Source organism: Enterococcus sp. DIV0183 (assembly GCF_050541505.1).
In the GTDB taxonomy this organism is placed as follows: Bacteria; Bacillota; Bacilli; order Lactobacillales; family Enterococcaceae; genus Enterococcus; species Enterococcus faecalis.
Genome location: NZ_CP172932.1, coordinates 2,501,141 through 2,513,252 on the forward strand (window position 1 = coordinate 2,501,141; position 12,112 = coordinate 2,513,252).

10 protein-coding genes are annotated in these 12,112 nt (G+C 39.6%); 4 read left to right on the top strand and 6 right to left on the bottom strand.

Annotation, left to right across the window (positions count from 1 at the left end; all coding sequences use genetic code 11):
- Window positions 1–88: 88 nt before the first annotated feature.
- Together pnp and rpsO are read right to left on the bottom strand one after the other, a co-directional pair.
- The gene (gene pnp, locus IGK72_RS12125) at window positions 89–2,203 is read right to left on the bottom strand and encodes a polyribonucleotide nucleotidyltransferase (protein WP_002354984.1); all 2,115 of its coding nucleotides are present in this window, start codon (window positions 2,201–2,203) and stop codon (window positions 89–91) included.
- A 186-nt stretch (window positions 2,204–2,389) separates the two neighbouring features.
- Window positions 2,390–2,659, bottom strand: coding sequence for a 30S ribosomal protein S15 (gene rpsO, locus IGK72_RS12130; protein ID WP_002354983.1), 270 nt, complete (start codon window positions 2,657–2,659; stop codon window positions 2,390–2,392).
- A 279-nt stretch (window positions 2,660–2,938) separates the two neighbouring features.
- On the opposite strand from rpsO, the gene def reads away from it, so the two are divergent.
- Window positions 2,939–3,502 (top strand): peptide deformylase, encoded by a 564-nt coding sequence (gene def / locus IGK72_RS12135; protein WP_065813779.1) that lies wholly within the window; start codon window positions 2,939–2,941, stop codon window positions 3,500–3,502.
- A 43-nt stretch (window positions 3,503–3,545) separates the two neighbouring features.
- Here the strand turns inward: def and IGK72_RS12140 are convergent, their stop codons facing one another.
- From IGK72_RS12140 to IGK72_RS12150, 3 genes are all read right to left on the bottom strand, one after another.
- Window positions 3,546–4,322 carry an HAD family hydrolase gene (locus tag IGK72_RS12140; RefSeq protein ID WP_002361040.1) on the bottom strand — a complete coding sequence of 259 codons (777 nt, stop codon included), beginning with the start codon at window positions 4,320–4,322 and terminating at the stop codon, window positions 3,546–3,548.
- A 9-nt stretch (window positions 4,323–4,331) separates the two neighbouring features.
- A complete protein-coding gene (locus IGK72_RS12145) occupies window positions 4,332–4,985 on the bottom strand; it encodes a DNA alkylation repair protein (protein WP_002354978.1) in 654 nt (217 codons plus the stop codon).
- A 71-nt stretch (window positions 4,986–5,056) separates the two neighbouring features.
- Complete coding sequence (locus tag IGK72_RS12150) at window positions 5,057–5,860, bottom strand: formate/nitrite transporter family protein (protein ID WP_002365340.1); 804 nt, start codon at window positions 5,858–5,860, stop codon at window positions 5,057–5,059.
- Window positions 5,861–6,183: 323 nt separating this feature from the next.
- On the opposite strand from IGK72_RS12150, the gene rpsD reads away from it, so the two are divergent.
- The 3 genes from rpsD to lepB all read left to right on the top strand — a co-directional run bounded on the left by rpsD (window position 6,184) and on the right by lepB (window position 8,102).
- Complete coding sequence (gene rpsD / locus IGK72_RS12155; RefSeq protein WP_002365342.1) at window positions 6,184–6,795, top strand: 30S ribosomal protein S4; 612 nt, start codon at window positions 6,184–6,186, stop codon at window positions 6,793–6,795.
- Window positions 6,796–6,955: 160 nt separating this feature from the next.
- Complete coding sequence (locus IGK72_RS12160) at window positions 6,956–7,504, top strand: biotin transporter BioY (RefSeq protein ID WP_002354975.1); 549 nt, start codon at window positions 6,956–6,958, stop codon at window positions 7,502–7,504.
- A gap of 61 nt (window positions 7,505–7,565) precedes the next feature.
- A complete protein-coding gene (gene lepB, locus IGK72_RS12165; protein ID WP_002385230.1) occupies window positions 7,566–8,102 on the top strand; it encodes a signal peptidase I in 537 nt (178 codons plus the stop codon).
- 54 nt (window positions 8,103–8,156) lie between these two features.
- On the opposite strand, the gene IGK72_RS12170 is transcribed toward lepB, so the two are convergent.
- Window positions 8,157–12,041 (bottom strand): WxL domain-containing protein, encoded by a 3,885-nt coding sequence (locus IGK72_RS12170; RefSeq protein ID WP_070416081.1) that lies wholly within the window; start codon window positions 12,039–12,041, stop codon window positions 8,157–8,159.
- Window positions 12,042–12,112 lie beyond the last annotated feature (71 nt).

Sequence of the window (12,112 nt, forward strand, 5' to 3'; positions counted from 1 at the left end):
TATCATTTCTTTTTTAGGGCTTGTTTTCAACGAAAAAACCAACGAAAAGAAAGGAAGCTTCCTTGGTTTTCGTTGGTTTAAAAAGAAATTATTTTTCTTTGTTTTCTTCGTTTAATAATGCTTTTCTTGACACGTTGACACGGCCTTGTTTGTCAATTTCAGTTACTTTGACAAGGACTTCGTCGCCTAATTTCACGACATCTTCAACGTTGTTCACACGTTCGTTTGCTAATTGAGAAATATGGATCAAGCCATCTTTGCCTTTAATTAGGTTAACAAACGCACCAAATTTTTCAATGCGGACAACTTTTGCTAAGTAAACTTGACCGACTTCAACTTCTTTGGTTAATTCTTCAATAATCTTGATGGCTTTTTTAATCATTTCAGCATCTGATGAAGCAATACTTACGTTACCGTCTTGATCGATATCAATCTTAACGCCAGTTTCATCAATGATGCTGTTGATTGTTTCGCCACCTTTACCAATGACATCTTTAATTTTCGCTGGTTTAATTTGAATCATTTCAATTTTCGGTGCATATTGACTTAATTCTTCACGAGGAGCAGCAATCGTTGTTGTTAATTCTTCTAGAATTTCCATCCGTGCTTTCTTCGCTTGGTCTAATGCTTCCGTTAAAATTTGTTCTGTAATTCCTTGGATTTTGATGTCCATTTGTAAAGCAGTGATTCCGTCTTTCGTTCCTGCTACTTTAAAGTCCATATCGCCAAGGTGGTCTTCTAAACCTTGAATATCTGTTAAGATTGTATAGTTTTCGCCATCACTAACAAGACCCATTGCAATACCTGCAACTGGCGCTTTAATTGGCACACCCGCATCCATTAATGCTAATGTTCCCGCGCAAATACTTGCTTGTGAAGAAGAACCATTTGATTCTAACACTTCTGCTACTAAGCGGATTGTGTAAGGGAAGTCTTCTTCTGATGGAATAATTTGTGCTAAGGCACGTTCACCTAACGCACCGTGACCGATTTCACGACGACCTGGTGAGCCCGCGCGTCCTGTTGAACCAACAGAGAATTGTGGGAAGTTATAATGATGGATGAAACGTTTGCTATCTTGGACACCCAACCCATCGATAATTTGATGTTCCCCTAAAGGCGCTAATGTACAAACGGACAAAGCTTGTGTTTGACCCCGAGTAAATAAGCCAGAACCATGCACACGTGGTAAAATACTTACTTCTGATGATAAATGACGAATTTCGTCTAATTTACGGCCATCCGGGCGAATCTTATCGATCGTAATTAACTCACGTACGACATCTTTTTCAAGATCTTCCGCAATTTGTTTCACTTCTTTTAGTAATTGCGCTTCTTCTTCGTGTTCCGCAAATTTTTCAGCGTAAACTTCTTTGACTGTATCTTTTACTTTGTCAATTTCAACTTCACGTGCTAATTTTTCTTCCGTCATTACGGCTGTTTTCATTGTATTGTAGTATGCATCAAAAATTTCTTTTTTAAGATCAGCGTCCACTTGTAATAAGTCCACGTCCATTTTTGGTTTACCTACAGCGGCAACGATTTCTTCTTGGAACGCTACTAGTTCTTTGATGGCATCAAAACCGAAAAGTAAGGCACCTAACATATCTTCTTCTGATACTTCTTTGGCACCACTTTCAACCATATTGATGGCTTCTTTTGTTCCAGCAACAGTTAATTCAATATCTGTTTGTTCTGCTTGTTCTACCGTTGGATTTAAAACATATTCGCCATTAATACGGCCAACGTCAACACCAGCAATTGGTCCATCAAACGGAATATCTGAAATTGCTAACGCTAAGGAAGACCCAAACATTGCAGCCATTTCTGGTGTACAGTCTTGCTCCACACTCATAACGATGTTCGTGATTTGGACTTCGTTACGGAAGCCTTCTGAGAACATTGGACGAATAGGACGGTCGATTAAACGAGCGGTTAATGTCGCACGTTCACTTGGACGACCTTCACGTTTAATGAAGCCGCCAGGAATTTTTCCTACCGCATACATTTTTTCTTCATAGTTTACAGTTAATGGGAAAAAGTCTACATCTTTTGCTTCTTTAGAGGCAACAGCAGCACTTAAAACGACCGTATCGCCGTAACGTACTAAGACAGCTCCATTGGCTTGTTTGGCTAATTGGCCGATTTCTACTTCTAGTGGGCGGCCGCCCCAAGTTGTTTTAAAGACTTGTTTTTCTGTCATAATTCTTCTCCTTTACTCTTGCTCTTTGGAAAAGTCAGACGGCTACTAAACAAATGAAAAAGTAACAAGTCGTTGCTGCTCTTTCATTTGGTTAGTAGTTCCTAAAAACTTTCCAAAGAGGACCTTCAATAGTGACAATAAGATAAAAAGCGAGATTCTGATTGAACCTCGCTTTATACGTAATGATTAACGACGTAATCCTAAACGTTGGATCAATTCGCGGTAACGTTGGATGTCAGTTTTACGTAAGTAAGCTAACAAGTTACGACGGTGACCGATTTTTTTCATTAAACCACGGTAAGAATGGTGATCTTTTTTGTGTGTACGCGCATGTTCGTTCAATTGGTTAATGTCTTCAGTTAAGACAGCAATTTGTACTTCTGGAGAACCAGTATCTCCTTCATGACGTGCGTATTCTTTAATGATTTCGTTTTTTCTTTCTTGTGAAATTGCCATTTGTTCCACCTCTTTCTCTATTATTCGTCTGATCACTGAGTGAAGCGTTGGTGACTCGCTAAACCAAGTGATAGATGGTGTGTTTCCACACAAGCTTACTTTACAGGAAACACCGCTAAAATGCAAGCTTAATCTCTATTATTCGATAGTTTTTTTAAACAATCTAGCCCCTTTTTTAGTGATTTTGTGATACACTAAATGGTGGTAAACAACTGATTATTTCAGCGCATGAATAAATAAAAGAAGAATTTTTTTATGTTTCAAAGGAGGAACCATTGAATGATTACAATGAAAGATATTATTCGCGAAGGGAATCCCACACTTCGTGCTGTGGCAGAAGAAGTGCCTGTCCCTATCACTGAGGAAGACCGACAATTAGGCGAAGACATGTTGACTTTCTTAAAAAATAGTCAAGATCCAGTCAAAGCCGAAGAATTACAATTACGTGGTGGCGTTGGTTTAGCTGCACCACAATTAGATATTTCTAAACGAATTATTGCTGTCCATGTTCCTAGTAACGACCTAGAAAACGAAACGCCTTCATTAAGTACGGTAATGTACAACCCTAAAATTTTGAGCCATTCTGTGCAAGATGTATGTTTAGGTGAAGGGGAAGGCTGTTTATCTGTCGATCGGGATGTGCCTGGGTATGTTGTTCGTCATAACAAAATTACCGTCAGTTATTTTGACATGGCTGGCGAAAAACACAAAGTTCGTTTAAAAAACTACGAAGCGATTGTGGTTCAACATGAAATTGATCATATTAATGGCATTATGTTCTACGATCATATTAACAAAGAAAATCCATTTGCTTTAAAAGAGGGCGTTTTAGTCATCGAATAAAAAAAACTGGGCCGTTTGTTTTCAGACAAACGGCCCAGTTTTTTTAAATGGCCTTCATTTCTTTTAAGGCTTTCCAAATCCCATCATTATCATTTGTATCTGTGACCATTGTGGCCACTTTTTGAATGGAAGGACTCGCGTTGCCCATTGCGACGCCAATCCCTGCATGGCTTAACATTTCTCGGTCATTTTCGCCGTCCCCAAAGGCAATGATATTTTTTGCATCAATGCCCACACGTTTAGCTAAATACGTTAACGTAGCTGATTTTGAGCCATCTTTAGGCACAACATCTACGCTATGTTGATGCCAGCGAATAAAGCGAAATTCTGGGTATTCTTCTTCAAACGTACACTGATCTTCTGCGTCATAAAAAGCCAGCGCTTGGTAAATATCATTTTGACGATAAAAGTGTTCATCATAAGCAGGTGAATGAAAATGAAAAGAGTTCATCGCAATTTCCATTTTTTCAGCACGGTGCTGGTTGCTCTTCTTAATATCATCTAAGCCCACACAAGCAAATCCTAAGCCGCGTTGATCACTGTCTTGTGCCAAACGTTCCAACGCTTCAGCGTGCAATAAATTTTGATAATATTGCTCATGATCCACAAAAGCCGCGGCGCCATTACATAATACGTAATTAGTAAAATCTAAATCCCAAATCACCTCTTGCGCCATATAACGACTTCTGCCAGTTGCCAGCGTAACTAAGTGTCCTTGCTCCCGCAATTTTGCTAGCGCTTCTCTCGTGCTATCCAATGCTTTCTTCTCCGAATTTAACAACGTCCCATCAATATCAAATGCAAAAAGTTTTCTTTCCATCATTTCTCCTTATTCGCTCGCTTTCGCTAAATATTTACTGCCTTCTCGTTGTGCTAAAGGACTCAACACTAATTCTTTCATCAATTCCTCGACCCATTGCGGATTCGTTTTACTATATTGGCGTAATGACCAGCCAATCGCTTTTTGAATGAAGAACTCCTCTGTAGTTCTATCATAAATAATCGCCTTTTTCAACAGGTCCTGATTGGTCTTTTCTTTCAACATCAACTGTAAATTCAGCGCAACACGCCGATTCCAGAAATTTTCAGCGCCATAAAAAAGGGCAAAAATCGTTGGCAATTCAGTCAGATGCAACGCCACCCACGACCCAAAAAATTTTCGCCAAGCATCCACACTGTCCCACCACGCTTTTTGTGGAACATAGGCTTTAAACGCTACGACCTCTTCTAATGAAAATCTCCGAACATTTTGAAGGGCTAAATCAATAGCGACATACTGATATTCTCGTTCTGTTTTTTGATAGTAAGCCTCAATCTCTTGGCATAATTTTTCCTTTGGCCACGTATGACTTTCTTTTAAAAGTTGTTTACTTAACGCTTGACGTTCTGGGGCGGGGATGCCTGCAAAAACAAATTGATGTTTCATATAAGCAGACATTTTTGCTGCTGTTTCTGGGTTCTTCTGAAATTGAAGTGTGTCCATTCCTTCGCTCCTTATAATAAAAAAACTATAATAAAACAGTGTACCATGTTTTAGTATAGTTGGTTGGTCAATTAATCAAAATACGTTAAGTTTTTGTTGTCTTTATCTAACCAGGCATAGCCGAGACCCATAATTAAGCCACCACCGATAAAGTTACCGATAAAGGCCCAGAACAGATTATGAACAACATTACCAGCTGTGAAAGCTTCAATTGCGCCGTTTGAAGCAAAGTAAGCTAAACTGAAGGCTGGGAAGTTGGCAATCACGTGTTCAAAACCAAGGAAAGCAAAGATAAAGATAATGAAAATAATGGCCGCGACTTTGCCGGCATCATCTTTCATTCGCATACTCACTAATACGGCTGTATTAACTACAATATTGGCGAACATAGCTTCAACTAAAATTTGCAGGGTGGTTTTTTCTAATTTTCCAGCAATCGATGTAAAGAAGAAACTATCTTTTGGTAAATCTTGGAACGGCACCGTAAGTGATACCAAGAAACCAAATAAGACACCACCAATTAAATTGAATAAGATACAGGTAAATAAAATTTTTGCAGCTAAGGAAAAGTTGACTTTTTTACGATAGACCCCAACAGTCATGTACAACATATTCGAGGTACCAAGTTCGGCATTCATATATAAAATCATTACAAGTGACCAACTGAACATGAAGGCGTAAAGCATTTTCCCTAAACCATGAGAAATTCCTTCTCCTTTAATTGCGATTGCAAAAGCAACGGCTGTTCCCAACGTTAAAAATAGACAAGCAAGCATTGCACGAACAGCGTAGCGGGAAAAGCTGTTTGAGAATAAATTCACTTTCTTGTCGATGGATTTATCAATTTGTTCAAACAATGGTGAACCAGACTTCATTGTAAACTCCCTTTCATTCCGTTTTCAACTTATATTTTCAAAACATCTCCCCTTATTCTAATGAGGAAAAGTGTTTTTGTCTACCTTTTTTTCATATTTCACTTTAAAACCTTGACGTTTCCTATCCTATTAAGTATACTAGATTTTGTGTAAAATAATTGCAGCAGAAGAATAATAACTCGTCAACAGTTCATTGCCAAACTTGGTTCAACTGCGTAACCGCGGCTGCAAAGGCGAAGGTTGAAGAATGAACTGAACGAATATGAATTTTTCATCTAATTATTTTACTCCAAAAAAACATTTATTTATTGGAGGAATTTTTAATGTCTCGTTATACTGGACCATCATGGAAAGTATCTCGTCGTCTAGGTATCTCTTTATCAGGTACTGGTAAAGAACTAGCTCGTCGCCCTTACAAACCAGGACAACACGGACCTAACAGCCGTGGTAAAGTTTCTGAATACGGAATGCAATTAACTGAAAAACAAAAATTACGTCATATGTATGGCATGAACGAACGTCAATTCCGTACGTTGTTCATTAAAGCAAGCAAAATCAAAGAAGGTAAACACGGTGTTAACTTCATGGTTTTACTAGAACAACGCTTAGATAACGTTGTTTACCGTTTAGGTCTTGCAACTACTCGTCGTCAAGCACGTCAATTAGTTAACCATGGCCACATCACTGTAGACGGCAAACGTGTTGATATTCCATCATACCACGTTGAAGTTGGTCAAGTGATCGGTGTTCGTGAAAAATCTCAAAACATCTCAACAATTAAAGAAGCGGTTGAAGCAACTGTTGGACGTCCAGCATTCGTAAGCTTTGACACTGAAAAATTAGAAGGTAGCTTCACTCGTTTACCAGAACGTGATGAACTTTACCCAGAAATCGACGAAGCACTTGTCGTTGAATACTACAACCAAAAACTTTAAGATTTCAAAAGGTCGAACTACGGTTCTTACCTTCTTTCAAAACCTTGCCTTTCTTGGGCAAGGTTTTTTTCTTTGCCCTCTTTACAAAATTGTTTACTTCCGCTAAACTATTGTTAACCAAATAAAAATAATTGGTTAACAATAGAAAGTGAGGCTTCTTATGAATAAAGCATCGTTACGCTCTTTAATTTTAGCAGCAGAATTCGCTGTGATTATTGCTGTACTTTCACAATTTACAATTCCATTGGGGATTGTCCCCTTAACTGGACAAACATTTGCCATCGGCTTAACCGCTACCGTTTTGGGCAAGCGAACGGGGACCTACGCTATTTTAATTTACTTCTTATTAGGATTAATTGGTTTACCCGTTTACGCGGGGATGTCTAGCGGGTTCGGTGTACTCTTTGGACCAACTGGCGGCTATTTAATCGGCTTTATCTTTAACGGCTTATTAACTGGTTATATTTTAGAAAAAACAACCTTTAACTATACTTGGGCCATTATCGCAAATATTGCCGGCGCCTTAGTTACCTTAGTTTTCGGTATGATTTGGTTGAAATATTCCGCAAATCTGCCGTGGCCAAACGCTTTCGCTGGCGGGTTTGCTCCGTTTATTATTCCTGGTATCATCAAGGCTGTCGCAGCTGCTTATGTTGGTATTTTAATTCGCCAACGCTTTATGAAACGTTTTTTAGCACACCTTTCTTAAGGGGAAAACTTTTTTCTTTTCCTTGTCTGTAGTACACTAAAAGGACAAAGGAGTGAAGTCCATGTCCTCATTATTAAAACGATTGGTTCAGTTGGTTTTGTTAGTCGTCGCTGTCTTGCTGATTCGACACTATGTTTTCTCCCCTGCTGCGGTGAACGGCTCTTCAATGGAACCAACACTTCATAACAACGACCGTTTATGGGTGACCTCGATTAAAAAGCCACAGCGCTTTGATATTATCGCTTTTCCCAGTCCTCGCAACGGCCAACGAGTAGCCAAACGTTTAATTGGTTTACCTGGCGAAACAGTCGAGTATCGCGATGATACCCTTTATATTAATGGTGTATCACTCAGTGAAGATTACTTAGCAAGTGCTAAACGAAATGTCTCTAAAAATGAAAATTATACCCAAGATTTTACGCTAGAGACCTTAGAAGCCACCCAATCCCTGACCGTTCCAGAAGGCATGTATTTTGTCTTGGGGGATAATCGCCCGCGCTCAGATGACAGTCGTTACTTTGGCTTTGTTAAACAAGCGAGCGTGGAAGGTGTTTTGACTTTTCGTTATTATCCATTAGATAAAATTGGCTTTCCATAAAATAGTAAACCGCCCTCAAAAAGTTAGACTTTTTGAGGGCGGTTTACTATTTTTTTAAGGTCCAGTGACTAAGTTCCACGTCACCGTTCCTTGATATTTCTCATTTATTTTCCCTTGATTGGCAGGGACTTCTAATTTCACATTGGCAAAATCAAAATCTAATTGATAGACATCATTACCTGTAAATTGGTTATTAAGAATTACTGGTGTAGATGTACCGTCACTCGTCAAAGTTAAGGCTTTCGTAACCCCAACTTTATTTGTTAACTCTGTGACTTGATTATAGTTTTCGATTGCTATAACATCCGCACTTCCTAATAATAAACGCGTACTAGTTGGCAAACTATCAGCTGATGCTGTTAACTGTGACAATTGTGCTGTTAACTGCCAATTAGGTTGGCTTGTCTTTATTCGTAGATATGGATTACGTGTGCCGTTGCCATAGTAATCAGCTGCTTTTTTCAGTCCGTACTGCTTAGTGCTACTGTTAATCGTAATTTTCCCAAAATCAAATGTTGGTGTACTAATGAAACCTTCTTCTACTGGTGTTGGCGTAATCGTTTGATCTTCTCCTTGAATACGTACAAAGTTACTAGCTGTCACTGCAGAAAAGTTTCCACTAGCTGTCATTTCTGCGGTTAAAAGTTGTCTTGGTTCTCCCGTAATTTTCGCTGTGTTCACTGTCACTAAGGCTTCGCCGTTCACAGGAATCTCTATATCTAAGTTAACTCCTGCTTGCCATTGTTCTGCCGTCACTGTAATAATTTTATTTGGTGTATTACCAATGCGAACAGCTAATTGTGTTGGTGGTGAAATACCTGCCGCCCATTTGGCCGTTGGTGCTAGTTTAACGTTGGTCAATGGAACTTCACTGGTATTTTTTAGTTTAACTATCCACATCATAGAAGCTTCATTTGGGATCACTTCTAGTAACCGACTAACCGTCATTTCTGCTGTTGGTTGGACTTCCTCATAGACCGCTGTCATGTCATCTTTATCGTCGTAAGTCACGGCGTAACTTGGTGTTTTAGTCGTTGTCAAGGTGCCTGGTTTGGTTTTACCTTTGTACCAGCCTTTGAACTTATAGGATTTATCTCCTGTTGTATAAGTGTCTGGTAAGGCTTTCGTACTAGCGTAAGTGAAATTATCACTGTCAATCACCGTTTGTTTTCCTTGCGTGAAGCCTGTTGGCGGTGTAATTTTAGCGCCGCTTGGATCCACAAAGTTTTCAGTGACACGACGGTTTTCTAAATAATAGTAGATTGTTCCCTCTGGAGAAGCTAAGTTATAGTTTTTTCCGACTGTCCCTGAATAAATTCCCATAGCATACAACGTGTTATTCGGGTCCCATGTCCAAAAAGCTCGTCTGGTTCTAAAAAAAGTTCCAGCGTTAGTTAATTTGAAGGCTTCTACTCCGTCAGCTTGAGAAACAACCGTATATGGCGCTTCTATATTTTTCCGGATCTCTTTGGTCATAGGATACTTTGTTTTATCTCCCGTATAAGTAGCTAGCGGTGTAATCGACATTGTCTTATATTGTTTAGGAATTGTATGATTAACAGACCTTGCACCGTATGTCTTAAGCTTATCTATCGGGAAATCATATGACTTGCCAGGAATCGATAATTTTTTTAATTTACTCATCACTTCATCAGTTCCTTGGATTTTCCCTAATACTGTTGATTCAGTTTCGTCACTTTCACCTAATTCGGCTTCTACAGAAAAGCCTGCTGTATTCAATAGGTTACCTGCCTCATCAACATAACCAAAGTACACATCTTTGGCTGGTAAATTATACGTTTTCATCACGACTTCTTCATAGACTACCGTCAAATCATCATCATCATTATAAGTGACTGGATAACTGGGAGCTTTAGTCGTCGTCAAGGTGTCTGGTTTGTTTTTACCTTTGTACCAGCCTTTGAACTGATAGGTTTTCGTGCCGACTTTATAGGTATCTGGCAAATCTCCGCTTTGTTTAAAGGTGTACGAATCACTAGTAATTACTGTTTTTTTCCCTTGGGCGAAACCCGATGGTGCGGTGATTTTAGTACCATTGGTATCTACGAAGTTTTCCGTAACACGACGATTTTCTAGGTAAAGATACATACGTGCATTTTCATCTAGTGTATAGACACTCGGTTCTACTCCTTTACCAGTAATAGTCGCACTTAATAGTGTTGCAAGTCTAACATTTGTAGGCATTGATGACCAGTATATACCGCTCATCGTAAACTTTTGTGGATCTGTTGTCGGGTCAAGACCAATTCGCCATCCAGTTGTATCGATGTCACTTTTGACACCACTTCTTAAACTAAGACGATACGTTTCTGGAATAGAGTAGGCTGTACCTGTATAATTTGGGCCAGGTTGATACGTTACGGTTTTATACATTTTGGGCAACGTAAAGGTTGCATTGCGAACTCCATATTGCAACGGCGTAGGTCTTTCTGTATCGAAAACCCGACCTGGTATAGTGATTTCTTTTACTGCGCTATTATTGTTAGTCGGGACTGGGCCAATTGGCGTCACTTTGCCATCCGCAACCTCAACTAATTCTCCAGTAAAGCCATAACGATCAGCAAATGTCAGCCCCCCTGTTTCATTGATAAATAGGACACGATACATGCGATCAGGCAAAGTCACTGGATTCTGAATCGCCTTATTCATCACCTGAACAGATGACATTCCTTTTCCTTCTTGAATCGCCTCATACACCACCGTCAAATCGTCATTCCCATCATAGGTCACCGCATAGCTTGGCGCTTTGGTCGTGGTCAAGGTATTTGGCTTGGTTTTGCCTTTGTACCAGCCTTTGAATTTGTAGGTTTTGCCGTCTGCTTGATAGGTGTCTGGCAAAGTACTGGCTTGTTTGAAGGTGAAGTCATTGCTAGTCATTGGTGTTTTCTTGTTTTGGGTAAAACCTGTTGGCGGCGTGATAGCTACGCCGTTAGCATCTACGAACTTCTCGGTGACTTGTTTCCGAGTGACTACGTAATTAAGTGTTTCTCGGTACGTTGCAGTGCCATCAAATCCGTGTAATACTGGTTCTACTGGAGTGCCAATGGGGGCGACACTCAGGATTCTTAAAAATTCATTACCATCCGTGTTTAGAGAGAAAACATTTTCACTGCTTTTAGAAAACACGCTATCTCTTGTGCGTAATACAAAAGGAGTCATATGATTTCCAAACTGCGGTAACTCAGTTGTTTGTTGTGCACTATATCTGGTCATCCTCAGTGTAGAATTGGGCACAGCAACAATACTGTCGACATACTTTAGCGTGTTATCAATCTTTAATTGTTCAACCGCGTATATATTCATCCTGTAATTTGCTGGTAAATTTGTGAAAAAATCGTATGGTAAAGGAACCGTTGCATTGACAGCTACTCGATATTGACCACTACCTGCATTAGAAGAAGTAATTGGATAATTAACCGCATATGGTCGCCATAAACTAGTTGCGTTTTCATATCCAAATTTAGTATACATCCCTGATAACGTTAAGTTTTCATCAGTAAAAGCTTGCCCTGATTCATTAGTGAAAGCCAAGGTTATTCTCGGATAAATCACTTGATTATTCGGCACCCAACGTGGCGAAATACTCGTTTGTCGGTCATTTTCACTACTATTTTCTGCAGGTTGTTCTGTTGTGTTTGTTTTTATCTCTGGTGTTTCCAGTGGCGCTTTTGTCTCTGCTTGTTTCGCTGTTTCCTGTGTTACTTCTTCCTGACTCGTTTCAGTCGTTTCTTGACTGCTTTCCGTACTTTCTTGCGTTGTGCTACTTGCTGGTGTTGCTTCCTTAATACTATTTGCCACTGTCGGGCTACTTTCACTCGTGACTGTTTCCGCAATGGCTGTTACGCCAGAAAAGGCGTTAATCACTAAAGAACTACACAAGCCAATGGTTGCTAAGCGTTGCCAGTTAATTCTCTTCATGTCGTCCCTTCTTTCTATGTACCATTCCCGCCAAGCCGATGAAGGCTAAGCTGGGAATGCTAAAATTTGCT